27 protein-coding genes are annotated in these 26,187 nt (G+C 61.6%); 14 read left to right on the top strand and 13 right to left on the bottom strand.

Features of this window, described 5'->3' with window-relative positions:
* Window positions 1–221 precede the first annotated feature (221 nt).
* A complete protein-coding gene (locus P3T42_RS32130; protein ID WP_429308354.1) occupies window positions 222–1,127 on the bottom strand; it encodes a LysR family transcriptional regulator in 906 nt (301 codons plus the stop codon).
* Between the two features lie 243 nt (window positions 1,128–1,370).
* Here P3T42_RS32130 and P3T42_RS32125 point away from each other — a divergent pair, with 243 nt between their 5' ends.
* From P3T42_RS32125 to P3T42_RS32115, 3 genes are all read left to right on the top strand, one after another.
* Window positions 1,371–2,498 (top strand): C45 family autoproteolytic acyltransferase/hydolase, encoded by a 1,128-nt coding sequence (locus P3T42_RS32125; RefSeq protein ID WP_429308353.1) that lies wholly within the window; start codon window positions 1,371–1,373, stop codon window positions 2,496–2,498.
* Between the two features lie 78 nt (window positions 2,499–2,576).
* Window positions 2,577–3,440 (top strand): alpha/beta hydrolase, encoded by an 864-nt coding sequence (locus P3T42_RS32120; protein WP_429308352.1) that lies wholly within the window; start codon window positions 2,577–2,579, stop codon window positions 3,438–3,440.
* Between the two features lie 4 nt (window positions 3,441–3,444).
* On the top strand, window positions 3,445–4,815 hold the full coding sequence (locus P3T42_RS32115; protein WP_429308351.1) for an MFS transporter: 1,371 nt from the start codon (window positions 3,445–3,447) through the stop codon (window positions 4,813–4,815).
* On the opposite strand, the gene P3T42_RS32110 is transcribed toward P3T42_RS32115, so the two are convergent.
* The 4 genes from P3T42_RS32110 to P3T42_RS32095 all read right to left on the bottom strand — a co-directional run bounded on the left by P3T42_RS32110 (window position 4,816) and on the right by P3T42_RS32095 (window position 7,892).
* A complete protein-coding gene (locus P3T42_RS32110; RefSeq protein ID WP_429308350.1) occupies window positions 4,816–5,652 on the bottom strand; it encodes an aldo/keto reductase in 837 nt (278 codons plus the stop codon).
* A 52-nt stretch (window positions 5,653–5,704) separates the two neighbouring features.
* On the bottom strand, window positions 5,705–6,556 hold the full coding sequence (locus tag P3T42_RS32105) for a pirin family protein (protein ID WP_429308349.1): 852 nt from the start codon (window positions 6,554–6,556) through the stop codon (window positions 5,705–5,707).
* 168 nt (window positions 6,557–6,724) lie between these two features.
* Window positions 6,725–7,147 (bottom strand): DoxX family protein, encoded by a 423-nt coding sequence (locus P3T42_RS32100; protein ID WP_074296402.1) that lies wholly within the window; start codon window positions 7,145–7,147, stop codon window positions 6,725–6,727.
* Window positions 7,148–7,193: 46 nt separating this feature from the next.
* The gene (locus tag P3T42_RS32095) at window positions 7,194–7,892 is read right to left on the bottom strand and encodes a pirin family protein (RefSeq protein ID WP_429308348.1); all 699 of its coding nucleotides are present in this window, start codon (window positions 7,890–7,892) and stop codon (window positions 7,194–7,196) included.
* Between the two features lie 180 nt (window positions 7,893–8,072).
* Between P3T42_RS32095 and P3T42_RS32090 the strand changes: the two genes are divergently transcribed.
* A complete protein-coding gene (locus P3T42_RS32090) occupies window positions 8,073–8,990 on the top strand; it encodes a LysR substrate-binding domain-containing protein (RefSeq protein ID WP_429308347.1) in 918 nt (305 codons plus the stop codon).
* 59 nt (window positions 8,991–9,049) lie between these two features.
* Here P3T42_RS32090 and wrbA read toward each other — a convergent pair whose 3' ends face one another.
* Window positions 9,050–9,649: an NAD(P)H:quinone oxidoreductase gene (gene wrbA / locus P3T42_RS32085; protein ID WP_429308346.1), complete on the bottom strand. Its 600-nt coding sequence runs from the start codon at window positions 9,647–9,649 to the stop codon at window positions 9,050–9,052.
* A 350-nt stretch (window positions 9,650–9,999) separates the two neighbouring features.
* On the opposite strand from wrbA, the gene P3T42_RS32080 reads away from it, so the two are divergent.
* The 6 genes from P3T42_RS32080 to P3T42_RS32055 are packed head-to-tail and all read left to right on the top strand — an operon-like array spanning window position 10,000 to window position 16,013.
* Window positions 10,000–10,788, top strand: coding sequence for an enoyl-CoA hydratase/isomerase family protein (locus P3T42_RS32080; RefSeq protein WP_429308345.1), 789 nt, complete (start codon window positions 10,000–10,002; stop codon window positions 10,786–10,788).
* 34 nt (window positions 10,789–10,822) lie between these two features.
* Complete coding sequence (locus tag P3T42_RS32075; RefSeq protein ID WP_429308344.1) at window positions 10,823–12,484, top strand: AMP-binding protein; 1,662 nt, start codon at window positions 10,823–10,825, stop codon at window positions 12,482–12,484.
* Window positions 12,485–12,542: 58 nt separating this feature from the next.
* A complete protein-coding gene (locus P3T42_RS32070) occupies window positions 12,543–12,908 on the top strand; it encodes a VOC family protein (protein ID WP_429308343.1) in 366 nt (121 codons plus the stop codon).
* 39 nt (window positions 12,909–12,947) lie between these two features.
* Window positions 12,948–13,970 (top strand): LLM class flavin-dependent oxidoreductase, encoded by a 1,023-nt coding sequence (locus tag P3T42_RS32065; RefSeq protein ID WP_074296409.1) that lies wholly within the window; start codon window positions 12,948–12,950, stop codon window positions 13,968–13,970.
* The gene (locus P3T42_RS32060; protein ID WP_429308342.1) at window positions 13,967–15,076 is read left to right on the top strand and encodes a flavin reductase; all 1,110 of its coding nucleotides are present in this window, start codon (window positions 13,967–13,969) and stop codon (window positions 15,074–15,076) included. Before P3T42_RS32065 ends, P3T42_RS32060 begins: the two co-directional genes overlap by 4 nt.
* A 31-nt stretch (window positions 15,077–15,107) precedes the next feature.
* A complete protein-coding gene (locus P3T42_RS32055; protein WP_429308341.1) occupies window positions 15,108–16,013 on the top strand; it encodes an alpha/beta fold hydrolase in 906 nt (301 codons plus the stop codon).
* Window positions 16,014–16,024: 11 nt separating this feature from the next.
* Here P3T42_RS32055 and P3T42_RS32050 read toward each other — a convergent pair whose 3' ends face one another.
* Window positions 16,025–16,801: an IclR family transcriptional regulator gene (locus tag P3T42_RS32050; RefSeq protein ID WP_429308340.1), complete on the bottom strand. Its 777-nt coding sequence runs from the start codon at window positions 16,799–16,801 to the stop codon at window positions 16,025–16,027.
* A gap of 288 nt (window positions 16,802–17,089) precedes the next feature.
* On the opposite strand from P3T42_RS32050, the gene P3T42_RS32045 reads away from it, so the two are divergent.
* Complete coding sequence (locus tag P3T42_RS32045) at window positions 17,090–18,181, top strand: porin (protein ID WP_429308339.1); 1,092 nt, start codon at window positions 17,090–17,092, stop codon at window positions 18,179–18,181.
* Between the two features lie 118 nt (window positions 18,182–18,299).
* On the opposite strand, the gene P3T42_RS32040 is transcribed toward P3T42_RS32045, so the two are convergent.
* Window positions 18,300–19,082 (bottom strand): alpha/beta hydrolase, encoded by a 783-nt coding sequence (locus tag P3T42_RS32040; protein WP_074296413.1) that lies wholly within the window; start codon window positions 19,080–19,082, stop codon window positions 18,300–18,302.
* Between the two features lie 149 nt (window positions 19,083–19,231).
* On the opposite strand from P3T42_RS32040, the gene P3T42_RS32035 reads away from it, so the two are divergent.
* The 3 genes from P3T42_RS32035 to P3T42_RS32025 all read left to right on the top strand — a co-directional run bounded on the left by P3T42_RS32035 (window position 19,232) and on the right by P3T42_RS32025 (window position 21,783).
* Window positions 19,232–19,804, top strand: a complete 573-nt coding sequence (locus tag P3T42_RS32035) for a GNAT family N-acetyltransferase (protein WP_429308338.1) — start codon at window positions 19,232–19,234, stop codon at window positions 19,802–19,804.
* A gap of 322 nt (window positions 19,805–20,126) precedes the next feature.
* Window positions 20,127–20,447, top strand: a complete 321-nt coding sequence (gene flhD, locus P3T42_RS32030; RefSeq protein ID WP_429308361.1) for a flagellar transcriptional regulator FlhD — start codon at window positions 20,127–20,129, stop codon at window positions 20,445–20,447.
* 46 nt (window positions 20,448–20,493) lie between these two features.
* Window positions 20,494–21,783, top strand: coding sequence for an EAL and HDOD domain-containing protein (locus P3T42_RS32025; RefSeq protein ID WP_429308337.1), 1,290 nt, complete (start codon window positions 20,494–20,496; stop codon window positions 21,781–21,783).
* Between the two features lie 51 nt (window positions 21,784–21,834).
* On the opposite strand, the gene nadC is transcribed toward P3T42_RS32025, so the two are convergent.
* The 5 genes from nadC to P3T42_RS32000 are packed head-to-tail and all read right to left on the bottom strand — an operon-like array spanning window position 21,835 to window position 26,136.
* Window positions 21,835–22,671, bottom strand: a complete 837-nt coding sequence (gene nadC / locus P3T42_RS32020) for a carboxylating nicotinate-nucleotide diphosphorylase (protein WP_429308336.1) — start codon at window positions 22,669–22,671, stop codon at window positions 21,835–21,837.
* A gap of 59 nt (window positions 22,672–22,730) precedes the next feature.
* Window positions 22,731–23,462: an ABC transporter permease gene (locus P3T42_RS32015; protein WP_429308335.1), complete on the bottom strand. Its 732-nt coding sequence runs from the start codon at window positions 23,460–23,462 to the stop codon at window positions 22,731–22,733.
* A gap of 26 nt (window positions 23,463–23,488) precedes the next feature.
* Window positions 23,489–24,238 carry an ABC transporter permease gene (locus P3T42_RS32010; RefSeq protein WP_253190083.1) on the bottom strand — a complete coding sequence of 250 codons (750 nt, stop codon included), beginning with the start codon at window positions 24,236–24,238 and terminating at the stop codon, window positions 23,489–23,491.
* Window positions 24,239–24,283: 45 nt separating this feature from the next.
* Window positions 24,284–25,141 (bottom strand): ABC transporter ATP-binding protein, encoded by an 858-nt coding sequence (locus P3T42_RS32005; RefSeq protein WP_429308334.1) that lies wholly within the window; start codon window positions 25,139–25,141, stop codon window positions 24,284–24,286.
* The gene (locus P3T42_RS32000) at window positions 25,138–26,136 is read right to left on the bottom strand and encodes an ABC transporter substrate-binding protein (protein WP_074296421.1); all 999 of its coding nucleotides are present in this window, start codon (window positions 26,134–26,136) and stop codon (window positions 25,138–25,140) included. The genes P3T42_RS32005 and P3T42_RS32000 overlap by 4 nt, the downstream gene beginning before the upstream one ends.
* Window positions 26,137–26,187 lie beyond the last annotated feature (51 nt).

The following is a 26,187-nucleotide window of genomic DNA, read 5'->3' as shown; positions in this document are numbered from 1 at the left end:
TCAACATATGCTTCACCCCGCAATTCATTGACAAGAAATAACATTTAAAATCAATGCATTACATAAAAAATCAAACAATTTCAGCTTTTGCTTTATTTCTGCAAATAGTTGCGGGCTTTTGATTTATTCAGCGTCTGCTGCACCGATCCGCGTGCCCGATCTGACGTTCAACTTTTGGTTTATTTTTGATCAACTTTTGCTTAATTTGTCAGCGTGACCATTCAAACAATCAAGAGGCGTGACTCGGCGAGCGCGGCGAGCGCGGCGAGCAACTGATTCTTGACGATCGCGGTGGCCAGCGGCTGCCGCCCGAACTCATACCAGCCGATATGCCGGCGCCACACCGTGCCTGGAATCGGCCTGACCGACAGCAGCGGGTCCTCGTCCCACGCAGCATGCCGCAAACGCGGCACGATCGACACGCCGATGTTCTGCCGCACCAGATCGGCAATCGCGGCGATGGAATTCATTTCCAGAATCGGGTTGACCTCGACGCGCAGTCGCCGCAGGAGACTCGTGACATGCGTGCCGGTCAGCGACGAGGTCTCGAAACCGATAAACGGAAAACGCTTTAACAGCAAGCTCACCGACGCGTCGGCAGGCGCCGTCGCAGGATTGACCAGCAGCACCAGTGGCTCGTCGTAAAGACGTTCCCACGACTCGGGCAGTGTGGTCGCCCGGGGCTCGCTGACGATCACCGCCGCATCGATCTCCCCGGCACGAACCTGGCGCGCCAACTGGGCGCTGTCTCCGTGCGCGAGGCGTACCTTCAAGCGGGGATACGATACCTTCAGCCGGATCACGTTGGCCGCCAGAAAGCCCATCGACGACACCGTCGAGCCGATCGTGATCGAGCCTTCCACGCTCAGTTCGTCGGCCACGCCGCGCAGCAGCGAATCGTACGCGGCCACCACAGCGCGCGCCTGTTCGATGATCGAGCGGCCGGCGTCGTTCAACTGGATGCTGCGCCCGCTGCGGTCGAACAACTGGCGCTCGCACACGCGCTCCAGCGTGCGCATCTGCGCGCCGACCGCCGCGTGCGTGAGCGCCATGCGATCGGCGGCGGCCGCCATCGTGCCGTGTTTCTCGATGGCGAGAAACGTGCGCAGCATTCGAATTTCACTCATGCCGAACTCTCCTCAAAGGCTTCTGGGACGTGCGTCAATCGCATGAATTTGCCCCGCTTTCATGCGATTCATGATCGCACGAAACGAAAATTTTTCTTTCCTTTCGATAAAGAAAATAACGCTTTTTATTTTATTTGTGGCTCGTGAAAATCGATTTGTCACAAATCGAGCCGATCACATCAGAGCGAGGCCGCGGGGCCGGCCTGGTGTCCGCGGCGGCAGCCAAGGGTCAGGAGTCCCACCATGTCGCAAATCCAGCAGTTTCCTTTCATCAGCGTGTCCGGCAAGCCGTACGAACGCGGCCTGCAATACGGCCGCGCGGCCGCCGAGCGTGTGCGCCTGAGCGCATCCCGCTACGGCCAGACACTGCGCAATCTCGGCTATAGCCAGGCATCGCAGACGTCGCTGATTCGCTCCCTCGAACAGGTGATCGGTGAATTCCAGCCAGCGTATCTGGACGAGATGCGCGGCATCGCCGAAGGCGCGGACGTGCCGTTCGAAGACATCGTGATGATCAACGCCCGCACCGAAGTGCTGGCCAAGGCGCGTGCCGAAATGGCGCTGCAAGCCGACGACGAAGACGGTTGCACCGGCGTGCTGGTACTGCCGTCGCGCACGTCGAACGGGCAGTTGATCCACGCGCAGAACTGGGACTGGAAGGCCGATTGTGTCGACACCGGCATTGTCTTGCGCGTGCGCAACGACGACGGCCCCGACTTCCTGACCTTCGTCGAAGCGGGCGGCCTCGCGCGCAGCGGCCTGAATTCGGCGGGTGTGTCGATCACCGCAAACTATCTGGAGTCCGAGCGCGACTTCATGCAGATGGGCGTGCCGCTGTCGCTGCTGCGCCGGCGCGTGCTGGAAGAACCGGTGTTCTCGAACGCGTTGCGGGTGATCGCCACAACGCCGAAATCCTGCTCGAACAACATCATGCTCGGTATGGCCGAGGGCTTCGGCATCGACTTCGAATGCGCGCCGAACGAAGCGTTTCCGATCTATCCGGGCGACGACCAACTGATCGTGCACGCGAACCACTGGATCAGCCCGGTGGCTCGCACCAAGCTGATCGACACGGGTTGCGAGAGCTCGCCGGACAGCTATTACCGCGACTGGCGCGTGCGCCAGTTGTTGAATGCCGCGCCGAAGGTGGATCGCGACGCCGTCAAGGCCGCGTTGTTCGATGCCTTCGGCACGCCGTATTCGGTTTGCCGTCCGCCGCGTCCGGGCACGCGCCACACCATGACCGCGACCGTCGCGATGATCGTCATGCAGCCGGCCGCGGGTGAAATGGATGTCGCGCCGATGCCCGCGCTCAACCGCGTTTTCACGCGCTACAGCCTGCACCACGAACCGCTCGCCGAAGCTGCGTAAGCGGCACTTGCACACGTTGCCCTCGCGCATCGCAGGGCATCGACGACACGTTTGAGACTCGCCAGAAAGGAATGACAGATGTCCGAAGCCGACAAGCCTTCCAATCCCGCTCAGGAGAAAGCGCAAGCGCTATACGACCTGGGCTCGACCACGGTGTACGCCAGTACCCACGATCCGCGCTTTCCGTATGCGCTGTACGTGCCGCCCGAGGTGCTCACACCCGGCAACGACGTGGAACTGGTCGTCGTGATGCACGGCACCGGTCGTCAGTTCACGCAGTACCGCGATGCGTTCGCCCCGTTCGGCCGCTGGAACCGCTGCATCGTGCTGTGTCCGCTGTTTCCGGTGGGCGTGCGCGGCGATGGCGATCGTAACGGCTTCAAGCGCCTGATCGAAGGCGATATCCGGTACGACAAGGTATTGCTCGACATGGTCGACGAAGTGGCCGGGCGTTATGGCAAACGCTTCGACAAGTTTGCACTGTTCGGTTATTCGGGCGGGGGGCAGTACGTGAACCGCTTTGCGTACGCGCATCCTGAGCGGCTATGGGCCGCGTCGATTGGTGCGCCTGGCAACGTCACCGTGCTCGATCACAAGAAGGGCTGGTGGCTGGGTCTGGGCGGTTTCGAGCGCCATTTCGGCAAGCCTTTCGATCTGGCCGCGTTGCAGCGTGTACCGGTGCAAATGATCGTGGGCCGCGCGGATCTCGAGACCTGGGAGATCACCGTGCCCGAGGACAGCCCGATGTACCTGCCGGGCATCAACGATGCCGGTGCGACGCGCCCGGAACGGCTGCGCACGCTGAAGGCCTCGTTCGAAGCCGCGGGTATCCGCGTGCGTTTCGATGAGCTCGCCAATATTGCCCACAACGGCATGCAGGTCGTCGAGGTGGTTCAGGATTTCCTTGTGCAGGCGTTGCGCACGTTGCGAGCCGGAGGATAAGCCCATGCCCACCCAACGCGATCCGGGGAATATCTGGAAAACCATCGTCTCGACCGTGATAGGCGGCACGTTCGAGTGGTTCGACTTCATGGTGTACTCGTATTTCTCGAGCACGATTGCGCGGGTGTTTTTTCCTACCGTCGATCGCGGCGGGGCGTTGCTGCTGACGTTCGCGACCTTCGCGGTCGGCTTCCTGGTCCGTCCGATCGGCGGCGTGGTGATGGGCCTGGCCGCGGACCGGGCCGGACGGGTGAAGGTGCTGTCGTGGATCATGGTCCTGATGTCGGTGGGCTCGCTGGTCCTCGGGCTGACCCCCGGCTTCGCGACACTTGGGCTCGTCGCGCCGCTGCTGGTGGTGATCGGCCGCCTGGTGCAAGGCTTCGCGGTGGGCGCGCAATTCGCGCTGTCGTCGGTGACGATCTACGAGGTCGCGCCGCCCAACCGGAAGATGTTTTACGGCAGCTTCAATATGCTGTCGATCGGGGTCGCGGCGATGTTGTCGTCGGGGTGCAGCTATCTGCTGTCGCGTCATCTGTCGCACGCGGACCTGTCGGCCTGGGGATGGCGCGTGCCGTTCCTGATCGGCGCGCTGGTCGGGCCGCTCGGCTTCTACATCCGCCATCATGTCGACGAATCGGAAGAATTCAACCGGATGCAGGCACGCCCCGCGGCACGGGCGCCCATGCGCGAGCGGCTACGCGATTTCGTCCGCGAGAACGGCGACGCCGTAGTGTGCGCGATGGGCGTGATGATCGCCGGTACGTCGCTGAATTATGTGTGGAATGCGTATCTGCCAACTTATGCGCAGGTTCAGTTGCATCTGTCGCTTAGCTCGTCGCTTCAAGGAATATTCGTTACGAGCATCGTGATGTGCGTTCTGTCACCGGTGTTCGGCATGCTGGCAGACCGTGTCGGCGCGTACCGGCTGTTCTTCTTCTTTATTGCGGGCTGGCTGATCTGCGTCTTTCCGTTGTTCTCGTATTTGCTGGCCGCCCCCACCGAGAACCGTCTGATGATCGTACGGGTTGTCGGCATACTCTTCCTCACGCTGCAAGGTGCCGCGCATCCAGGGATGCTGGTCAAGATCTTCACCGTGCAGGGACGCTCCACGGGCGTGGCGATTTCGTATAACACCTCGGTCATGCTGTTCGGCGGGCTGGCGCCGTTCTATCTCTCGCTGGTGGCGCACTTCACGGACGCGCGCTTCATTCCGCCGAGCTACCTGTTCGGTACCGGGCTGCTGGCGATCCTGCTGGTGCTCGTGACGCGCACGGGTCGGCGGGTGTTGCAGGCCGACCGGATGGAGCGCGGGCAACGGCGCGCGGCACGCGGAACCGGCATGGAGCAGGCGGGCGCGAATCGGGAGCACAGCTAATCAAACGCCCGTACTGTCCCACAGCGGAGCAAGCCCAGGCGGGTCAACGATACGGCTGCCTGCCGTCGCCAACGCGTGTATGGCCACCATGTCCACGTCATCCAGTTCGAAGTCGAAGACCGCCAGGTTCTGCGCCAACCGATCGACCCGCGTGGTCCTTGAAAGCGCAACCATCCCACGCTGTTGAACAAGCCATCGCAAGACAATCTGGGCAATCGTCTTGTCGTAGCGCGCAGCAATCTCTTTGAGCGTGGGATCCGAGAAGACCCGGCCAATCGCCATGCCGCAGTACCCCGTCACGGCAAGCCCCGCCTGCAGCGTACTTTCGATCAGCAAGGACTGGTTCAGATACGGGTGATACTCGAACTGATTCGTCACGAGCGGAACCGCAGACAGCCCGATCGCCTCCGTCATCAGTGCGCGGTTGAAATTGCTCACGCCGATGTGCCGAACCTTGCCGGCGCGCGCCACGGCGTTCAGTCCTGCGATCTGTTCGGCCAGCGGCACATCCGAGCCAGGCCAGTGCAGCAAGAGCAGATCGATATAGTCTGTCTTGAGCTTGCGGAGGCTCTCGTTGACGGACGCTTCGAAGTTTCGCTCCGAATAGTTGCTGACCCAAACCTTGGTAGTCAGAAAGATCTCGCTTCTCGGAACACCGGACGCGGCGACGCACTCGCCGATTTCGCCCTCGTTACGATAGACCTGCGCGGTGTCGATATGACGGAAGCCGGCACTCAGGGCAGCAGGAACCACTCGGTAGACATCGGCGGCGCTCATTCCATAAGTGCCAAAACCGATGGCCGGAATCGCCGCGTTACCCACATTGACGTTTCGCATGACGTGTTCCCAATAGAGTCATTCGCATCCTGCCGAAACCGCTTTCGGGCGATTACCCAATGCGGCCCCGGCGACGCAGTTGTGTGCCGATCTCCCTGATGCTGGCTTCCCCCGCGCGCAACGCCTCTACCGACGTATGCACCGAGTAGTAGCCAAGCACGAGATCGTGCGGATGCGCGACGGCGGAGCCGAGGACGAACTCCGTCGCTTCGTCGGCCGTGAATGTCAACGCGTTTTCGGATTCGTCAAACACGACAAGCTCGTCGGCGATGACTTCGCCGGCTGTGCGCAGTGCGCCACGTTGAACCGCTAGCCACGCGACGTTGTGACCGGCCGGTGGCGTGTACTGCCACTGCTCGCCAGCCGAAAGCTGAACCAGCAGATAGTTGATGCCTGACGGTGCGGGTACCAGGCTTTCGACGTTTCCGTAACGACCCAGGATAACGCGGGCCGGACCGCTGCGAGGCACGTCGCTCGCAGATAAGTACTGACTGTGCGGTGCACCGAGTTCGAGCTCAGGCGGCAACGCAACCCACAACTGATAGCCGCGCACCGGCCCATCGCCTCTCGCGCGACCGTCATGCCACACGCCCCTGCCCGCATTCATCCACTCGACGCCGCCGGCCGGCATGATCCCCGCTGCGCCGGTCGTGTCTTCGTATTCGACTTCACCTTCCAGCAGCACCGTCGTCGTGGCGAGACCGGAATGGGGATGCATGGAAAAGCGCATGTCGCTGTCCATCGAGCTATCGAAATAGTCGAGAAAGACGAACGGCTTTAACACCGCTCCAAGGTCGGACGGGCTGACCATCCGCTTGACCGGACCATGCTGCCGGCCTGCGGTGCGAGTCACGATCGTGCGGCCATCCAGCAGCGCATCTGATTCACGTAAATTGGTTTGCATATCGAACAATGCTCCATGTTCCGCAGCACTTGGCGAGGAGACAGGCGACGGATTCGTTTCGAAAGACATGGTGTTGACTCCCACTCGTGCCCCGACAACCGAGAAACGTCACGAAGAGACGATCGCACATCCGCTTAAGCAAGCAATCGCCTCGACGAGACCGCTCTCCTAGCTTGCGCTCAGCGCTGAAACACCCGAAGCGGTGCGCCGGGCGCGCGCGTCCAGGCTGAATGCGCCTGCGCCGAAATAGGTGATCTGCAGCAGGCCACCCGCCATCATCACGTTCTTGAGGAAGTGAATCATCTGGTTCTGGTCGGCGAAGTTGTGGTGAAAGAACAGCGCCGTGACCACACAGAACACCGCCATCGCCAGGGAGACGGTGCGAGCCCGGTAGCCCGACAGCAGCAGCAGACCACCGCCCAGTTCGGTCAGCACGGCCATCACGAATGCAAGTGGCGGCACGGGCAAACCCATGGCAGCAATGTAGCCAACCGTCGCACCGTACGCGGCGAGCTTGCCCAGGCCACTCATGACAAACGGCGCACCGATCAGGATGCGGCCCAACAACGGAAGAAATTTAAAACGTTCCATCACGATCTCCAGAAATGAAATTACGTAGGTGGATGAAAAAAGGGAATTAGCCGGCGTCCACCATCACCAGTTCGGAATCTTCAAGAGCAACAATCTGCGCCGCGGCGAGTTGTGTGATCGCCACACCGTCCAGCGGCCCAACGGGCTCGCCATTCAATTCAATGCGGCCCGAGGCCACGACGAGATAGGCACGATGTGCCGGGGGCAACTCGTATCGAACGCTTTCACCGCCCTTTAGCATCGCGCCAAGCACACGTGCTTCGGCCCGCACCGGCAGCGCACCTTCATCGCCGGCGAAACCGCTGGCAAGGACTACGAATCGCCCCGAACGGTCGCCCTTGGGAAACGGCTTGGTATCCCACGCGGGTTCGCCGCCGGTTTTGCGAGGCTGCAGCCAGATCTGATAAACCTTGAGCGGCACCTCGCCGCGGTTGAACTCGGCGTGGCGTATGCCCGTGCCGGCGCTCATGACCTGGACATCGCCGGCATGGAGCGTTCCTTCGGATCCCAAAGTGTCCCGATGGCCGAGCAAACCCTGACGCACATAGGTGATGATCTCCATGTCGCGGTGCCCGTGCATGGGAAAGCCGCTACCTACGGCGATCTCGTCGTCGTTCCAGACAATCAGAGGGCCCAGAGCAGCATGTGCGGGGTTGCCATCGGCGCTGACCACGAAATGGTATTTCGCGCGCAGCCAGCCGAGGTCCGCCGTGTCCAACGATTCCCAACGCCTATGTGTGAGCATGACCTTCTCCGTTTCCTGCCGCCGCCTATGCGGCGCTTGTCACCTGTGCGACCGGCCGGATTCGGCGCGGCTACAGGCCATGAGAAGAATGCTATATTTGCAATGATCCCGTGCATAGATGCTGCATTGGAACGCATCGTTGCCATGAATAGAACGATAAACAGGAGTTCAAGTCTGCTCATGAAGGCAATCACCGACCTCAATGATCTTCGGCTCTTCGCGGAAGTCGTCGAGCATGGAAGCTACACGGCGGCCGCACGCAGCCTCGGCCTGCAGACGTCGAAACTCAGCCGGCGCATTCGAGCTCTGGAGGAAGAACTTGGCGTCCGCCTGCTCAATCGCACCAGCCGGAGCCTGTCCTTGACGGAAACCGGGCGGCAGTTCCATCAGCACTGCCTGGCACTGGTGGCGGAAGCGAAAGCCGCCAAAGATATCGTGGACCGCACCCGCTCGACGCCACAGGGCACTGTGCGCATCAGTTGCCCGGTGGCCTTGCTGGAGTCCGGCATCTCCACGATCATCGCCCGCTATGTGGCGGACAACCCGCATGTCCAGGTCATGCTCGATGCAACCAACCGCCGCGTGGATGTCGTCGAGGAAGGCCTCGACTTTGCCATCCGCGTCAGGCTTCCGCCGTTGGAGAACACCGATCTCGCCGTCCGCCAGTTGTGCGTATCCATTCACATTCTGGTTGCCAGTCCCGAGCTGGTGGCACGCTATCCGGCGCCTCGCTCGATCGACTCCCTTAAGGAGTGGCCCACCCTCTCCATGGCCAGCAGCGGCGAGCGATTTGTCTGGAACCTCGTCGACGGCGAGGGGCGCGCGACATCATGGGCGCATCAGCCGCGCCTCGCGACCGACGACCTGGCCAGCCTGCGGGTGGCGGCGATGGCCGGCGTCGGCGTGGCCATGTTGCCGAGAGAACAGGTGGAGACCGATATTGCGGCCGGCCGTCTGCAGCAACTGCTGCCAGGTCTGACCAGCACACCGGGCCTGGTGCATGCGATCTTCCCCACACGCCGAGGCATGGTGCCGGCCGTGCGTCACTTGCTCGACGCACTCGTTGCAGGCTTCGAAGGTCCGGACCGGCGGCCCTAGCGCGGCCGCCGGCGGGATGCACGTCGTTTGTATGTCGACGCTGCGAATCTGGCTGATGCTCAGCCAAACAGCTTGTTTGCCGTCCGGGCGATCAGTTCGCCCTGATGGCGCGCGCCGGCGAGCTCGATAGCGCTCGGCTGGCGCTGACCTTGTCCGCCGGCGATCGTTGTGGCGCCGTACGGAGAACCGCCGACAATTTCGTCCAGGGTCATTTGCCCCTGATGGCTATAAGGCAGGCCGACGATGGTCATGCCAAAGTGCAGCAGGTTGGTAATAATCGAAAACAACGTCGCCTCCTGACCGCCGTGCTGGCTCGCGGTCGACGTGAAGGCGCCGCCTACCTTGCCGTTCAGCGCACCGCTCATCCACAGGCCGCCGGCCTGATCCAGGAATGCCGCCATCTGCGAAGAGATGCGCCCGAAGCGGGTCGGCGTGCCGACAACGATCGCGTCGTAGTCGGCAAGCTCCGCCACCTTCGCAATCGGCGCCTTCTGGTCCAGCTTGAAGTAAGCGGCTTTGGCCACCTCCTCCGGCGCCGTTTCCGGCACTCGCTTGACGTCGACCGTGGCGCCCGTCAGGCGCGCACCTTCGGCAACGGCATCCGCCAGCGTTTCGACGTGGCCATACGAGGAATAGTAGAGAACCAGAACTTTCGACATTTCGACCTCCTTCCTATATCTGCGGTGGTGACGGGGTGGGACATGACGGCCCGGCGTCAATCCTACGTCTGCATCGCTGATCGCGCCTATCTCCACGGCAGCAACGAAGCGTTGCTGCCAGTAGAACGATAAGCGCCAACGCCCCACACGGCTGGCTGTCGGGCCTGTCGAGCCGCGCCAGCAGGTGTAATCCCCAGGTACGTCGTCACCGGCGAACCGGTTGACACGCCTCAGCCCACATCCTAATATACAACAATGCTGCATGCATTCACTATTGTTGAATGTTCGCAGCACCTGGCAGGAGACACCAAGGTTTCAGGATCGCCATCATTTATTAAGGATTCCTTTCAATGAAAAGTATCTATTTTGAACGTCGTCAGAACGTAGGCCATATCGTCCTGGCCAATCCTCCCGCGAATCTCATCGCGGCAGACTTCGCCGATTCCCTCGAAAGCGCCGTCCGCGAAGCCAGCAAGGCCGATATCCGGTCGCTGCTGATCCGCGCAGAAGGTGCCGACTTCAGCAAGGGCGGTGACGTCCTCGATTTCATCGACAAAGGTTTCGATGACTGGAGGACCTTCATAGCGCAGATTCACCACACGTATCGGTCAATCGAAGGCCTGCAGATTCCGACGGTTGCCGCGGTGCGCGGCGCGGCATACGGCGGCGCATTCGAGCTGGCTCTGGCGTGCGACTTCATCGTTGCCGCGGAAAACGCTACTTTCCGCTGCATTGAAGCGTCGGTCGGCTCGGCGCCGGTCGCGGGCGGTGTGCAGCGCCTCGCGGAAAGAGCCGGTCGCGCCTATGCAGCGCGCTACGCGATGCTCAGCGAACCCATGTCCGGCGCGACCGCCGGTCAACTCGGCGTTGCCGCCTTCGTCGTCGGCGAGGACCAGGTCGAGCGCGTCGCCGAGGATCTCGCCGTCCGGCTGGCCAACGGCCCGACGCGTTCGTATGGCGCCATTCGCGCGCTTCTCAAGGCATGGTCCGGGGCAGGCGTGCCCGGTGCCGACGTCTTGACGCTCGACCTCACCATGGGACTGCACCTGACGGACGACGCCAGGAAAGGGCGCACCGCACGTGCAAACGCCGTCGCTCGTGGGGAAGAACCGGCTCCGGTCGTTTTTCTCGGCAAGTGAGCCGGCAGGCAACTCCAAGTCACGGACGATAGCGATGAAGACATTTTCCCACGAGCGCGGAACACGTTTCGCAGACCTGATCGATCAGACCATTGGCGATTGTTTCGACGAGATGGCCGGCAAAATGGGCGACCACGTTGCGGTCGTCAGCCGCCACGAAGGGATCCGGCTCAGTTACGGTGAACTTCGCCAACAGTCGGACCGGCTTGCAGGTGCGCTTCTCGCGTCGGGACTCGAGCCGGGGGACCGGATCGGCATCTGGTCCCATACGAACATCGCCTGGCTGCTGATGCAGTTAGCCACGGCGAAGGCCGGGTTGATACTCGTCAACATCAACCCCGCTTATCGGACCTCGGAGCTGGAGCATGCCCTCAATCTGGTGGGCTGCAAGGCCATCGTGACGATGGTCCGTTACCGCTCGAGCGAGTACCTGAACATGTTGCGGGAGCTGGGAAAAGCCCGGCTGCCGAGCCTTGAGACGATCTGGTGGATCGACGACGCCGACTGCCCGGACGAAGCGGGTGCGCAACGTTTCTCCGACCTGCTCCGTTTCGCCCCGGGGGACAACGCATCGCTGCAGGCCATACGCCGTAGCGTGCGTCCGGACGATGCCGTCAACATCCAGTTCACCAGCGGCACGACCGGGCTTCCCAAGGCCGCAACGCTGAGTCATCGCAACATCCTGAACAACGGCTTCTTCGTGGGCGAGTGCATGAAGCTCACCCACGTGGATCGCGTGTGCGTCCCGGTTCCGATGTACCACTGCTTCGGCATGGTGATGGGCAATCTGGCCTGCCTGACCCATGGTTCGACGCTTGTTTACCCCGCGGAGCGCTTCGACGCCGAAGCCGTTCTGGCGACCGTCCAGGCAGAAAAATGCACGGCGCTCTACGGAGTGCCGACCATGTTCATCGCTGCGCTCAATCATTCGCGCTTTGCGGAGTTCGATCTGGGCAGTCTGCGCACCGGCATCATGGCCGGTTCGCCCTGCCCCGTCGAAATCATGAAGCGGGTGGTCGGCGACATGCATCTGCCTGAGATCACGATCGCTTACGGCATGACGGAAACGAGCCCGGTGAGCTGCCAAAGCGTGACGGATACCCCGGTCGATAAGCGGGTGTCCACGGTCGGCCAGGTGCTGCCGCATCTTGAGATCAAGATGATCGACCCGCTGACCGGCCAGACCGTGGAGCGCGGCCAACCGGGCGAACTCTGCACCCGTGGCTACTCGGTCATGCTCGGTTACTGGAACCAGCCCGAGCGAACGCGCGAAGCGATCGACGCCGAAGGCTGGATGCACTCGGGCGATCTCGCCACGCTGGACGCGGAGGGCTTCGTCAACATCGTGGGACGAATCAAGGATATGGTCATTCGCGGCGGCGAAAACCTGTATCCCCGGGAGATCGAAGAGTTTCTCTACACCTGTCCGGGCGTGCTGGACGTGCAGGTGGTCGGTGTGCCGGACAAGCATTTCGGCGAAGAACTCTGCGCATGGATCATCGTCACGCCGGGGACGGCTCTCGACGACGACGCCGTTCGCGACTTTTGCAAAGGCCGGATAGCGCATTACAAGGTGCCCAAATACATCCGCTTTGTCGACGCGTTTCCGACCACCGTGACGGGAAAAATCCAGAAGTACCGGATTCGGCAAATCATGAGCGACGAGCTGGGCGTGAAAGAACAAAACACAGCGTGACGATCGTCGGTTAGGCCATCGCATCAATTCAGCAATCACACTTTTCCGGAGTGCCGCCATGACAGAAGTTGACCTGCAAGCCGTCTATCTGGTCGCGAAGGATATAGGCCGGTTAGAGGATTTCTATGTATCGGCGCTGGGGATGCCTGTCCAGTTCCGCGACGACAACAAGTGGACTCAATTCCGCCTGCAGCGCAGCGCATTTGCGCTGAGTTCCGCCGAAGAAGCGGCACAAGGCGCCGTTGGAGCCGTCCCCGTCTTCCGGGTGGCAGGAGAAGCTCAGGACACGGTCCGGCAGAACATTCTGTCCGCGGGTGGCCGGGTAGTCGCACAGCGCGACATGGGCACTCACGGTGTCGTTACCACCTATCAGGATCCGGAAGAAAACCTCTTCCAGGTATTCAGTCCATCTTCGACGCGCTAAGCCAGAAGAACACTCTCTTCGCACCTTACTGGAAAATCGATGAAATTCGGTATCTTCGACCAAAACGACCGTAATGGCCTACCTATTCATAAGCAGTACGAAGACAGGTTAGGAATCATCGAGCTTTACGACAGGCTCGGCTTCCATTGCTATCACATGTCGGAACACCATGCGACCACGCTGAGCGCCTGTCCGTCGCAAAGCGTATTTCTTGCCGCGGCCGCGCAGCGCACCGAGAAACTGCGCCTGTCGCCACTCGTCTACATTCTGCCGATCCACCATCCCGTCCGTCTGGCAGAAGAAATCTGCATGCTCGACAATCTCAGCGGCGGCCGCCTCGAGTATGGCGTGGGGCGAGGCGCCTCACCCCATGAAATCGAGGCGCTCGGCATCGATCCGGCCACCGCTCAGGCCAGATACATCGAGTCGTATGAAATCATCAAGCGGTATCTGAACTCGGAAACCCTCACGTATAACGGCACGTTCTGGCAATTCAACAACATGCCGATCGAACTCAAGCCGTTGCAGACGCCGCCTCCGACGTGGTACGCGCTGGCATCGCCGGAGTCAACGGTGTGGCCCGCCCAGGAGAAGATGAATATCGTGTGCGGCGGCCCGGTCCAGCGGGTCAGAGCCATCACCGATCGATACCGCGAAGAATTCGCCACACGGCATCCGTCCGCTGCGGAGCCGCTCATCGGCGTGAATCGCTATATCGTTGTAGCGGAGACGGATCAGGAGGCCATGAAAATCGCCTCGCGGGCATGGTCGGTCTTCTATCCGAACTTTTTCAAGCTGTGGAAGAAGCACGGAACGGAGCCCGTCAATGCAAAGCTTCCGCCGACATTCGAGCCGCTCGTGGAATCGGGCCTCGCCGTAGTAGGGCGACCGGAAACCGTGCGTGAAAAACTGCTGGAGCAGGCGCACGCCGGGGCGTTCAACTACCTCATCGGAACCTTCATGTTTGGGGACATGTCCGTCTCCGAGGCCAGGACATCTATCGGCCTGTTTCATGAGTCCGTCATGCCCGCATTCAGCGAGTCGCAACAGGTGCTGTCATGACAGCAAGCACGTCGTTAGACCCCGAACGTCCGGCCACCACCACGTTCGACAAACGTCAGCTAAGAGACGTGCTCGGGTCCTTTGTCACCGGCGTCACCGTGATCACCACGCGCGACGCCGAAGGGAAAATGCACGGGCTCACCGCCAATTCGTTTTCCTCGGTCTCGCTGGATCCGCCGCTGGTCTTATGGAGTCAGGCGACCTCTGCGGGAAGCCATTCGGCGTTCAGGGATGCCGGGAGATTCACCATCAACATCCTGGCTGAGCACCAACACGGCCTCGCCAATCACTTTGCGAACCGGTCGCCGGACAAATTTTCCGGTATCGACTACGACCTTGGCGTCGACGGCTTGCCGCTGCTGCGCGATTGCAGCGCGTGGCTGGAGTGCAAGGTGGTCGCCTGCTACCCGGGCGGCGATCATGCGATTTTTGTCGGCTCGGTGGATTGCATTCGCCAAAGCACGCGGCGACCGCTGGTATTCGGCGGCGGCCAATATCTGGTCGCCGACCCGCACGACCTCGGCCTCGCGCCGCGCGGAACGAAGGGTGCGATGAAATCGCAGCCCCATGCCGTCCGTCTCGCGAGCCGCGCCATGTTGCGGCTCGCCCGTACGCTGGATCAAACGCTTGCACTGGTAGCGTGGGGCAATCACGGTCCTACGGTAATCGCGTGGCAAGCCGCCACCACACCCGTGGCCGCCGATCTGCCGCTGGGGCTGGTGCTGCCGGTGACGTCCTCCGCTTCGGGTTTGGCCCTCGCGGCGTTCCTGCCGCCCGAAGCGGTCGATCGGTTTGTGGCGGCGGAACTGCGCGACAACGCGCGACAACCGTCTGGCGAATTGCCCCTCAGCGTGGAATCACTCGCCGGCGTGCTTGAGTCCGTGCGAGCCTCGCATGTCGCGACAAGGCGCCCCGGGCCGTTCTATGACGACCGGGTGCTTGCCAACGCCATCAGCGTCCCCATTCTTTCGCCGAGCGGACTAGCGGTGCTGGCCCTGACGGCTATCGGCCCGGCAGAGCATTTCGATGCCGCAGTCGACGGTCCTTGTGCCGAAGCCCTTAGGGCTGCTGCACATGAGATCGCCGTTGCATTAAAAGAAGCGTGAAGCGGCATTTCCCAAGGTTAAGGCGATTGATATGCAGACCTACACTCCCATCATGATCGAAACTGAAAGCCAACTTCTTGAAGCCTCGTTGCCCGCCGTCGAACACGTGCAATTGAGTCTCCCCACACTCGGGGACAAACGGATCGTCACCTACCGGGCCGCCGGTGATAAGCGTGCGCCCGCCATCGTGTTGCTGCATGGCATGGGTTCGAGCTCGGCGGGATATCGCGCGCAACTTGCCGCGCTGAGCGAGCACCACCGGGTGATTGCCTGGGACGCCCCTGGCTATGGGAAAAGCAGTCCCTTCGCGATCGGCGCTCCCGCGGCCACGGATTACGCAGATGCGCTCGCGAACCTGATGTCCGCGCTCGGCATAGTGCGTGCAACCGTCGTAGGCAGTTCATGGGGGAGCGTCATTGCCACTGCGTTCGCAGCGCGTTACCCGTCGGCTACGCGCGCCCTCGTATTAAGCGCGCCCAACATCGCACGGGGACATCTGGCGGGTACGGACCGCTATGTGGCGCGCGAGGTTCTGATGCGAAGCGCAGCGGCGCAATCTACCGAGGCACGCGCCGCTGTGGTGAACGCTCTGCTCGCTCCGAACGCCGGCCCCCTGGTTCGTACGCTCGTATCCCGACTGAGAGACGCAGTGACCGCTACGGGTTGGCAACACGCCGTGGACATGCTCTTCTCCACGTACACGCCATCCGTCGTCCCTTCGATCCGGGCGCCTATCACGATCATTGCCGGCAGCCAGGACCGTCTCGCGCCCATTGACGAGCATGCCCGGCCGATTCACGAGGCCGCTCACGATTCGACACTCCACGTGCTCGATGCGATCGGCCACATGCCGAAGCTTGAAGCGCCTGGCGCATTCAACTCCATCGTGCTGGACGCCGCCGCCGCCGCCGGGACAGATGGCGCGCACCGGCATTGAGCGCCCCTTTTCTATCCAATCTTGAGGGGGACCTTTCCGCCGAGGGCCACCGTCGCTCGAACCGCGCTATCGAGGAGCGCCCTGACCGCTTGACCTTCAACTTCCGTGTTCAACGTTGCGGGCGATCCGATGAGACTGATGGCAAACCGGACATCGCCATCCCTGTCCCAGACAGGGGCCGCGACAGACACGTAACCCATGTCGCCGCGATGAACCGTTGTGAAGCCACAGCTGCGCAATTCACCGATCGCCTCTTCCCGCAAGGACGCGGGACTCCATTCCTGTCCTGCAGACAGTTCGCGACTGATGAGCGCCTCGGTTCGAGCAGGTTGCAGACAGGCAATGAACAGCTTTCCCGCCGCCGTCGTGACCAGTGGAATCAGGCCTGTTCTCAGCTCGAGGATACTGCGCGTCTGCCCCTCCTGCTTGAAGAGACTGACCGGCCCATCTTCGGTCCATGCGGTGACGGCTGCGCCACTCAGAGTCGCCTCACGCAAGGCGATCACCTCCCGCCGCACGATATCGAATCCGTCCAGCTGGTTGATCGCGCTCATACCCAAGGCAAGCGATGCAGGCCCGAGCTTGTAGCACCCCGGTTTTTCGTCCGGCGACACCAGCCCGGTCCGCACCAGACTAATCATGTAGTTGCTTGTCGCGCTTGGAGACAGTTCGGAGAGCGCAGCGATTTCCTTGAGAGGAAGCGCTCGCACACTCGTTTGCAACGCCGAAAGAATCCGGAACGCAATCTCGACAGATTGAATGCCACGCCTCGCAGTCACATTGGTCATGTCTGGGCCATATGGAAATCACAGAAAGTCGCCGTCCCGGGTTTTCACGGACGGTCCTCATGTTGACACGTCTAGGAGGGGCCCCCTATAGTGTTCAACATAGATTATGTCATTCATTATTGTTGAACGCAACACCGGCAGACCTGAAGGAGACTGGGGACAAGCGGACAGTCGCAGCAAATGTCTGAGTTTTTACCGCCCCATATTATTAGTACTACCAATCTTTTACTCTTCATTCAATTCATAAGAACTTCTTCGGAAGAGTCACAACCGTATCGGAGTCGAGGCATGGCTATTTTTGGACGTACAGTGGCAGGCACAATCGTCGCACTTGCGGTGACCAGTCACGCCCACGCGCAATCCAGCGTGACCTTATATGGCATTGCGGACACCGCCATACAGTACATTAGCAACGTCGGAGGACACGCGCTGTTTCAGGAGGGCAATACGCATGCACCCGACATCTTCGGCATCAAGGGCGTGGAGGATCTGGGCGGCGGTCTGCGCACCGTCTTCGATCTTCAGAACGAGTACCTGCTCAACAATGGCCAGGCACTGGTTCCCGGGACGTTGTTCAACAGAAAGTCGTATGTCGGCTTGCAATCGGACACCTACGGTACGTTGACGCTCGGTCACCAGCCCAGCTTCATGTATGACGTACTGTCCAGCTATCAAACGCCCTTCGTCCTCGGCAACATCCTCTCGCTCCACGAGGGCAATCTGGATGAGATCGCCAACTTCTTCCAGTTCAACAATGCGGTGAAATATGTCAGCCCGACCTTTGGCGGATTCTCCTCAGGAGCGGAATTTGCATTTGGAAATGTGGCCGGCAATTTCAGCGAGAGCAGGGACTACTCCTTCTTTGTCCAGTACAAGAGCGGTCCTCTGAGTCTGGCCGCCGCGTATGCGAACGAGAACAACCGCTTTCTGGAACTATCCAGCTTTATCGGTCTTCCATCGCTGTTCGGGACGCAGCTTCCTCAGGCCGAAGGCGTGGTGGCGAACAAGCTCGTCAACTGGGGGCTCGGGGCGTCGTACCAGTTGAAAACTCTGCTGCTGCATGCAACGTTTACGCAGTCGCGCATCACTCTTTCAACAGGCCAGGGCAACGCCAACACGGTCGACGCCGGGGCGAACTGGACCATCAGGCCCGACGACGTCATTGCGATCGGCGGATGGGTGGAAAATCTCGACGGTGGCAACTGGAAGACCCTTTCCCTCTCGAACTCGTATCTCTTCTCGAAACGGACAACCGTCTACCAGCAGGTGACCTTCCAACATGCCTCGGGCGCCCATGCGGTCGCCTCGCTGACAGGCGCAGGCGTAGCATCAGGCAAGTCTACGACCGGCATCTCGGTGGGTATCCAGCATTACTTTTAGGAATGCGATTTAACCGGCAATGAAGATGAACTTGATGACAAACGCCGGTCTGACGCGCCTGCGCAACCTCGACGCCAAGGCGCCAAGGCGCCGTTGTCGCACAGGCCCGAGCACCGCCTTACTTCTGCTCGCCGGTCGCTTCGAGGATCAGGTTGGCGACCTCCACCGGATGCGACAGCAGCGACACGTGACTCGACTTGAGCTCGATCGTATGCGCGCCCATCCGGTTCGCCATGAAGCGCTCCAGATCGGGGTTGATGGTGCGATCATCAGTCGACACCGCATACCAGGTCGGCTTGTCGTGCCATGCGGCGACGGTCGTCTTCGCCATCGTGATCGGCTTGCCCATCGGCTGCTGGACCGCATAGTAGGCACGCGCTTCGACAGGCGGCAGATCGCCGGCAAAGTCGTTCACGAAGGCTTGCTCGGACAGCTTGCCATAGCCGTCGGCCGACCACTGCAACCCCGCCGACGCAGGTGCGGCCGGGAATTTCTTCGTCAGCGCCGGATAATCCTCACCGGCGTCCGGCGCACGCGCGGCGATGTACACGAGACCGGCCACCTTCGGATCGTCGCCCGCCTGACTGATCACCATGCCGCCGTACGAGTGCGCGACCAGCAGCGTCGGGCCGTCCTGTTGCGCCAGCGCGCGCTTGACCGCGTCGACGTCCGCGTCGAGCGAGGTGGTCGGATTCTGCACCGCCGTCACGTGCAGGCCCTTCGCCTGCAACAGCGGAATCACTTTCTCCCAGCTCGAACCGTCTGCAAACAGACCGTGAACCAGCACGACATTCCTGATCGGCGCGGATGGGGTAGCGGCGCTGCTCTGCGCGAATGACGTCGTGGCGCCCAGCATCGTGGCGCAGGCCATGCCGGCAAGGACAAACGAACTCAACTTCATGAGACTTCTCCGAAATAGGTGTGGGACGTACTCAGTGGCAAACACCGCCTTCGGGCAAACATTCCGTGCGCCGCAAAAAAATTTCGGCGTCGACAATCCGCGGGCTCTAAATCAGTTAGATTGTTGAAGTCGCAACCTTATCCGCCGAAATGACTTCAGTTCTTTGCAGCAACACGTTCTATCGTTCCGTGTCGCTAGAGACCGACCGCCTGACTCTGACTCCGCCAACCCTCGATGACTTCGAGGCAATGTATTCGATGTGGTCGGACAGGGACGTCGTAGCCCAGGTGATCGACGCTCCACTCACCGAGGAAGAAGTTTGGGCACGCTTGCACCGGATCGTAGGGCACTGGGCGCTGCTGGGATTCGGACATTGGATTGTCCGGGAAAGGCACAGCAGGAAATTCGCAGGCGAGCTTGGACTCTTTCGCTTCAAACGAACGCTGACCCCTGACTTCGATCAGGCGCACGAAATCGGCTGGATGTTTGCTAAAGAGTCGCAAGGCTTAGGTTATGCCACTGAAGCGGCGACCGCGGCGTTGAAGTGGCTGGAAACTGAGTCTCAAGGCAAAGCAACGGTGTGCATCATCGCACCGGACAACCTCGCCTCGCTGGCCCTGGCAAAGAAGCTCTCGTATGAAATCGCGGACGAGGTCATCTATCGAGGCAAGGCGATGCTGGTCCTGCGGCGCGATGCCGGTTCGCCCGGACTCACGGGCTAGCGTTGAACATCGCACGCGGCCGCTGCATACGAAACTGTTCCCTTGCCACCAGCCGCTCGCCGCGACCACCAACGGCCTTTAGCCCAAAGTAAGGCACCGTAATCGCCGGGCGGCCCTTTATCTTTCGGCAACTTTCATCGAGGTTGTCTTTAGCGGAGCGATTCTCCACACTCCACTCAAACGTATCTAATTGTAACTGAGTGTTTCTAACCGTAAATCCCCGCGAGCCGGAACGGTGCGTCCGCTGTACGCGCACGAGCTCTCAGCAAGCCAGGCAATAACGGCAGGAAACACGGCGGATCGTTCACCGAGGGAGTAGAAAATCATGAACGACGGCGAAACGCTGGGTTTCATCAGGGAAGTCAATCTGTCCTACATCATGCTGGCGCAGCGCCTGCTTCGCGAGGACAGGCTGATCGGCATGTTCCGGTTGGGGCTGTCCGCGCAGAGCGCCGAGCTTCTCGCGACGCTCACTCTGGCGCAAGTCGTCAAGCTCGCTGCGTCCGACCAGTTGCTGTGCCAGTCCCGCCTGAACGACCACACCATCCTGAACACCTTGACGCAGTCCGGTGGGCACGTGGATGTCACGCCTGCGCATACGGCCATCCTGCTCGCCAGCCAGAAGGCCGAACATTTCGTCTAAGGAGGATTCCTTAGCGACGCCAGGAAGTCCCATCACCGCTAACCGCATGAACGACATGATTCACGATGCTGCCGCGCTGTCCCTGATCGCGATGACTTCGTATCTCGGACGACAACCCCTCCTCGACCGCCAGGGCCAACTGGTCGCCTACGAACTGCTGTTCCGTCCGTTCGATACGGACCACGCCGAAGCCGACGACAGCGTGCCCATGGACGGTATCCGGGCCACTGCCGACATCGTCGTCGAAACGCTTGGCGAACTGGGGATCGAAAACGTCCTGGGCGGACACACCGGCTATATCAATGCCGGCCGCGACTGGCTCATGAACGAAATGTTCACCTTGCTGCCGCCGGCTCATTTCGTCATCGAAATTCTCGATACCGTGCAGCACGACGCGCAACTGGTTCAGCGCATCCAGACGCTGTCTCGCACCGGCTATTGCTTCGCCATCGACGACATGCGCGAAACGAACCCGGCTCGCACCGACGTGTTCGATTGCGCCGCGCTGGTCAAGGTGGATGTGCCGCACTGGACACCCGATCGCCTGACGCCGTTCGTTGCCGCGATGCATCGGGCCGGCAAGCGCGTCGTCGCTGAAAAGGTCAACACGCCGGACGAATACCGGTGGACCTACGATGCCGGTTGCGACCTGTTTCAGGGCTACTATTTCGCCCATCCGCACCTGCTCGCTGTACGCAGGATTCCACCGCTGCGTCAGGCGCTGGTCCAGCTTCTGGTGCTGCTAAGCGCCGAGCCGCCGCTGCCGAGCGTGGAAGACGAGGTCAAGCGCAATCCCGCGCTGACGATGCAACTGCTGCGCTTCGCCAGTTCGGCGCACCACGCGCTCTCGCGCGGGCGCTTGAGCGTACGCGATGCGCTCGAGATGGTCGGTACCGACTGGCTGCGGCGTTGGGCCCTGCTTGCGCTGTATACGGACGGCAACAACCGCGCCGTCGCGTCCAATGCGCTCGTGCAACTGGTCGGCACGCGGGCGCGCTTCATGGAACTGGCTGCGCGCCGGATCAGGCCGCACGACGAGGAGTTCGCCGACAACGCGTTCATGACGGGCATGGCCTCGCTGTTGCCAGCGGTACTGCAGCGCAACCCCGCTCACCTGTTCGCCGAACTGCGCCTCGCGCAAGCCGTGCGCGAATCCATCGAGACTCGCGCCGGCGTGCTCGGACAATTGCTTGTGTGCGCGGAGGCGATGGAAAACCCCACTTCGGCAGCCGCGGTAACGGACCTGTGCAGGGAGCTCGCGCCGCTTAACGCCGCGGCGGTCTCGTTGCTGTCCGCGGCAGCCGCGAACTGGATGGCGGACCGGACCCGTTTCTGACGCGGCCCGTGCGGCCTAAGCAGCGCACGCGGCCTAAGCGGCCTAAGCGGCCTATTCCGCCTCGTCCAGACCGATGTCGACGCACGCCGCCGCCTGGTTGATCTTGCTGGTGGAGATGTAATCGACACCGGTCTTCGCAACCGCTCCGATGGTGGCGAGGCTGATGCCGCCGGACGCTTCCAGCAACACGCGGCCGCTGACGAGATCGACCGCGCGCGCCATCTCCTCGATCGACATGTTATCGAGCATGATCACGTCCACACCCGCAGCGAGCGCTTCCTTGACCTGCTCCAGCCGGTCGCACTCCACTTCGAGCTTCGTCAGCACCGGCAACTGCCGGCGGGCGCACTGCACGGCCTTGGCGATGCCGCCGCACACGGCGATATGGTTGTCCTTGATCATCACGCCGTTATCCAGACCGAGCCGGTGATTCAAGCCACCGCCGCAGGTGACGGCATGCTTTTCGAGCATGCGCAAACCCGGCGTGGTCTTGCGCGTATCGATCAAGCGCGCTCGCGTGCCGGCCACGGCCGCCACATACTGCTCGGTCAGATTGGCGATACCCGACAGGCGCTGCACGATATTGAGCGCCGTGCGCTCCGCCGTCAGCACGCTGCGCGCCGTGCCGCTGACATCCAGCAGCACCGTGCCCCGCTCGACCTTGTCGCCGTCCTTGACCCGCACCGACACTTCGAGCGTCGGGTCATAGCGCTTGAAGATGCGCGCGGCCACGTCGATGCCCGCCACGATCAGCGTCTCGCGCGCGTTCATAAAGAATGCGCCGGTCTCGTGCGCTTCGATCATCAACTGCGCCGTCAGATCGCAATAGCCGATGTCCTCGGTCAACCACAGGTCGATCAGGCGATCCGTCTGGAATACGTCGTACATGTTTCTCTACCTTTGCGGAAAGAAATGGAATCGATGCTTCATCACATCCGATAAACCGCTCAGCGATGCTTCAGACGCCGGTCGGCCATCATCAACAAGCCATTGCACGCGAGCGCGAACACCGTCAGAAACAGGGCGACCGCCATGATCGTGCGGATATCCCCAAGGTTCATCGCACTCGTCAACAGATAGCCGAGCCCGCGTTGCGACGCGAACATCTCGCCGATCAACACGCCCAGCAAGGTCAGCGAAAAGCCGAGGCGCAAGCCGGAGACGACTTCGGGAAAGATCGCCGGCAACACCACGTGAACGATGGTGCGGGCAAACGACAGGCGCATGGTCTTCGACGCGCGCAGGTAGACCGGCCGCATCTCGCGAATCGCGTTCATGGTGAACATCAGGATCGGGATCAGGCCGTGCATGACGCCAAACGCCACCTTCGCCGACAGGCCCAGACCGAACACCAGCAACACCAGCGGATACAGCGTCACCTTGGGCAGCGAATACAGGTTCAGCAAAATCGGCTCAGCGACCACACCGGACAGGCGGTTCACGCCGAGTAGCACGCCGAGCGTCACGCCACCAGCGAGCGCGATGACGAGTGCGTAAGCCAGCGCTCTTGCGGTCTCGCCCACGTTGTCCCAGAACGCTGCGGTGCCGAGCATCTGCACGAGTGCCTGCACGGTGCTCCACGGCGAGCTCAGCGAACTGTTGCCGACGGCCCAGTGCAAACACTGCCAGCACGCGACGATGACCAGCGCAACCAGCAGCGAATCGACAACTCTCTTCATGGCGAAATCTCCCGGTATCCGCATGCTCAGCGCCGCCGGCGCGCCTGAAAGCGCTGATCGATCCGGTTCAGCACGACGTTCACGAGCGTGACCAGCACGAGTACGAACAGCATCAGCGAATACATGTCGTCGTTCTGAAAGTTGTTGTACGCATAGCCAATGGCGTAGCCGATCCCCGAACCCGACAGGATGAATTCCGAGGCGATCACGCCGATGAACGCATAAGCCACCGATAGCTTCACGCCGGTGAACAGATACGGCAGCGTGGCCGGCAACTTGATGTAGATGGCCGAGCGCCAGCGCGAGAGACGCATCACCTGAGCGCTCTTGTGCAGCGCACGCGGAATGCGGTCCAGGCCGTTGAGCGTCGCCGTGATCATGGTCACGACCGAGAGCATCACGGCAATCGCGATGATCGGCAGCGAGCCGATGCCGAGGATGACGATGAAGACCGGATAAAAGATGAAGGTGGGAATCGCGTAATAGCTCGACAACAGCGGCTCGATGGAGCGGCGCACGGAGGGCAGCGCGTGAATCCCGAGCCCTAGCGCGAAACCCAGCAGCACCGAGACGATCGAGGCAGCGACGATGTTGAGGAGGCTCGTCACGATATCGTGGTCGAATTTGCCGCCGCGCAGCAGGTCGACGCCGTGCGTGAACATCGCGGACGGCGGGATCAGCACGCTGGCTGGAATGATGCCGCTGCGGCATAGCAGCTCGATCAACACGATAAAGCCGGCTACCACAGCAATCCGGATCAGACTTGCGGATTTCACTTCGAACTCCCAGGTTCGCATGACCACACGCCCATGCACCACGCCTTAGTGCACACCCATCACCTTCAACGATTCGACGCGCAGCTTGTCCCACAAGCGGGCATTGATCTCACCGAAGCGCGGCGTCGACACGACGCGGCTGTCGCGCGAACGCTCCCAACCTGTTTCGACGATGTCGATAAACAGACCCGGCCGCGCAGACATCACGCCGACCCGGTCGGACAGCATTGCGGCCTCGTCGAGCGCATGCGTGATCAGCAGCACCGTGGCCGAGGTTTCGCGCCACAGCCGCAGCAACTCGTCGCCCATCAACAGGCGGGTCTGTTGATCGAGCGCACCGAACGGCTCATCGAGCAGGATGAGGCGTGGTTGCAATACAAGGGTTCTGGCGATGCACACGCGCTGCCGCATGCCGCCCGACAGCTGCGATGGGTAAGCGTTGGCGAAGTCCTTGAGTCCCATGAAACCCATCGCGTAGTCGACCCGGCGCTGGATCTCCGCGCCATCGACGCCCGCCATGCGCAGCCCGAACGAAATGTTGTCGCGCAGATTCAGCCAGGGAAACGACGCATCTTCCTGGAACACGACGCCCACGCCGTCGGGCACGCCCTTCACCGGTTGCCCTTCGAACGTGACCGTACCCGAACTCGGCTTGGCGAGTCCGGCGAGCGCATCGAGCAAAGTGGACTTGCCGCAGCCGGATGGCCCGACTACGGAGAAAAACTCGCCCCGTGTCAGCGTGAGATCGATCGGACCGAGCGCATGGAACAGTTCCTTCGAATCGTTCTTCGCGAAGTAACGCGTGACGCCGGCAAGTTCGACATGCACCTCGGGCGACGCCGGCGCGGTCTGCGTGGGCGACTCGACGACCTGCAGCGTGGGAGGCGAATTGCGCGCCTTCATAGCGTGCTCTTCGCTTTGAGGTCGGCCGGCAGGAAGCTCGTGTCCACCAGCTTCGACCAGTCCACGTCGCCGTTCAGTTCGCCGATCAGCTTGAGCCCATCGGTCATGCGGTCCAGTTCGGCGCGATTGAATTCGCCATCGCTCCACATGCGCGACTTGACCATGTTGTCCACGGCTTCGCGCGCGACGTCCGGCGTGAGTTTGAAGCTCGACTGCAGCAAGGTGGCCGCGCCGGCGGGGTCCGCGTACACCGCGTCCACCCCTGCGCGGCGCCCGGCGATGATGGCGCGCAGTTCGTCGGGATGGGACTTGGCGAATTCGCGGGTGGTGATGCCGACCGAGGTGGTCATCGGCTGCAGAACATCGCCGGCACGGTAGACGGTACGGTAACTGGCCTTGCGCACGATCGACAGCGGTTCGATCAGCACCGCGCCGGAGACTGCGCCCTGTTCAAGCATCGTCAGTCCGTTGACGTAGCCGCCGGAGGCGACCCGCGTCACCTTGCTGGCGTCGATGCCTTTTTGCTTGAGCACCATCAGCAGCAGCATTTCGGAAACGCCTTTAGGCGAAGTGATCGCGACTTTCTTGCCGGGCAGATCCGCGACCGTTTGCACGTTGGTGCCAGGCATCGTGACCATCGAGGCTTCCGCCACGCTGCGCGTGCCGACGTTGACGATCACCAGATCGAGCCCCTGGCGTTGCGCGGCCAGCGCCGCCGCGACCGCCACTTCGCCATACGGCGTCTTGCTGGCCAGGATGTTGCGAACGGTCGTGCCGCCGCCGCCCGAGGTGAGAATGCCCGTAATATCGACGCCGGCCTTCTTGAAGAGGCCCTTGTCCATGGCGACCGCATACGGCAGACCGTAGAGGCTGCTGCCCCATTGCGTGACGGAGATTTCATCGGCCTGCGTGGCCGGCCCGTACACCAGGCTGGCAGCCGATAGCACCAGCGACGCACCGAGCGTGACGCAGGCTCGCTTGACGAACCACTTCATAGAGAACACTCCGGATCAGGAAACCCGATAACTATCGAAGCTGTGCACCGC

Origin of the sequence: Paraburkholderia sp. GAS38, from assembly GCF_050434965.1 — a bacterium.
Taxonomy (GTDB): Bacteria; Pseudomonadota; Gammaproteobacteria; order Burkholderiales; family Burkholderiaceae; genus Paraburkholderia; species Paraburkholderia phenazinium_A.
The sequence above is the reverse complement of the archived record's forward strand: the minus strand, read 5'-3'. Positions and strand labels throughout refer to the sequence as shown.

What these genes read in the sequence shown, in the direction of transcription:
- P3T42_RS32130 (WP_429308354.1), bottom strand. Translation starts at nt 1,127, where the DNA reads ATGAGTGAAATTCGAATGCTGCGCACGTTTCTCGCCATCGAGAAACAC.
- P3T42_RS32125 (WP_429308353.1), top strand. Translation starts at nt 1,371, where the DNA reads ATGTCGCAAATCCAGCAGTTTCCTTTCATCAGCGTGTCCGGCAAGCCG.
- P3T42_RS32120 (WP_429308352.1), top strand. Translation starts at nt 2,577, where the DNA reads ATGTCCGAAGCCGACAAGCCTTCCAATCCCGCTCAGGAGAAAGCGCAA.
- P3T42_RS32115 (WP_429308351.1), top strand. Translation starts at nt 3,445, where the DNA reads ATGCCCACCCAACGCGATCCGGGGAATATCTGGAAAACCATCGTCTCG.
- P3T42_RS32110 (WP_429308350.1), bottom strand. Translation starts at nt 5,652, where the DNA reads ATGCGAAACGTCAATGTGGGTAACGCGGCGATTCCGGCCATCGGTTTT.
- P3T42_RS32105 (WP_429308349.1), bottom strand. Translation starts at nt 6,556, where the DNA reads ATGCAAACCAATTTACGTGAATCAGATGCGCTGCTGGATGGCCGCACG.
- P3T42_RS32100 (WP_074296402.1), bottom strand. Translation starts at nt 7,147, where the DNA reads ATGGAACGTTTTAAATTTCTTCCGTTGTTGGGCCGCATCCTGATCGGT.
- P3T42_RS32095 (WP_429308348.1), bottom strand. Translation starts at nt 7,892, where the DNA reads ATGCTCACACATAGGCGTTGGGAATCGTTGGACACGGCGGACCTCGGC.
- P3T42_RS32090 (WP_429308347.1), top strand. Translation starts at nt 8,073, where the DNA reads ATGAAGGCAATCACCGACCTCAATGATCTTCGGCTCTTCGCGGAAGTC.
- wrbA (WP_429308346.1), bottom strand. Translation starts at nt 9,649, where the DNA reads ATGTCGAAAGTTCTGGTTCTCTACTATTCCTCGTATGGCCACGTCGAA.
- P3T42_RS32080 (WP_429308345.1), top strand. Translation starts at nt 10,000, where the DNA reads ATGAAAAGTATCTATTTTGAACGTCGTCAGAACGTAGGCCATATCGTC.
- P3T42_RS32075 (WP_429308344.1), top strand. Translation starts at nt 10,823, where the DNA reads ATGAAGACATTTTCCCACGAGCGCGGAACACGTTTCGCAGACCTGATC.
- P3T42_RS32070 (WP_429308343.1), top strand. Translation starts at nt 12,543, where the DNA reads ATGACAGAAGTTGACCTGCAAGCCGTCTATCTGGTCGCGAAGGATATA.
- P3T42_RS32065 (WP_074296409.1), top strand. Translation starts at nt 12,948, where the DNA reads ATGAAATTCGGTATCTTCGACCAAAACGACCGTAATGGCCTACCTATT.
- P3T42_RS32060 (WP_429308342.1), top strand. Translation starts at nt 13,967, where the DNA reads ATGACAGCAAGCACGTCGTTAGACCCCGAACGTCCGGCCACCACCACG.
- P3T42_RS32055 (WP_429308341.1), top strand. Translation starts at nt 15,108, where the DNA reads ATGCAGACCTACACTCCCATCATGATCGAAACTGAAAGCCAACTTCTT.
- P3T42_RS32050 (WP_429308340.1), bottom strand. Translation starts at nt 16,801, where the DNA reads ATGACCAATGTGACTGCGAGGCGTGGCATTCAATCTGTCGAGATTGCG.
- P3T42_RS32045 (WP_429308339.1), top strand. Translation starts at nt 17,090, where the DNA reads ATGGCTATTTTTGGACGTACAGTGGCAGGCACAATCGTCGCACTTGCG.
- P3T42_RS32040 (WP_074296413.1), bottom strand. Translation starts at nt 19,082, where the DNA reads ATGAAGTTGAGTTCGTTTGTCCTTGCCGGCATGGCCTGCGCCACGATG.
- P3T42_RS32035 (WP_429308338.1), top strand. Translation starts at nt 19,232, where the DNA reads ATGACTTCAGTTCTTTGCAGCAACACGTTCTATCGTTCCGTGTCGCTA.
- P3T42_RS32025 (WP_429308337.1), top strand. Translation starts at nt 20,494, where the DNA reads ATGAACGACATGATTCACGATGCTGCCGCGCTGTCCCTGATCGCGATG.
- nadC (WP_429308336.1), bottom strand. Translation starts at nt 22,671, where the DNA reads ATGTACGACGTATTCCAGACGGATCGCCTGATCGACCTGTGGTTGACC.
- P3T42_RS32015 (WP_429308335.1), bottom strand. Translation starts at nt 23,462, where the DNA reads ATGAAGAGAGTTGTCGATTCGCTGCTGGTTGCGCTGGTCATCGTCGCG.
- P3T42_RS32005 (WP_429308334.1), bottom strand. Translation starts at nt 25,141, where the DNA reads ATGAAGGCGCGCAATTCGCCTCCCACGCTGCAGGTCGTCGAGTCGCCC.
- P3T42_RS32000 (WP_074296421.1), bottom strand. Translation starts at nt 26,136, where the DNA reads ATGAAGTGGTTCGTCAAGCGAGCCTGCGTCACGCTCGGTGCGTCGCTG.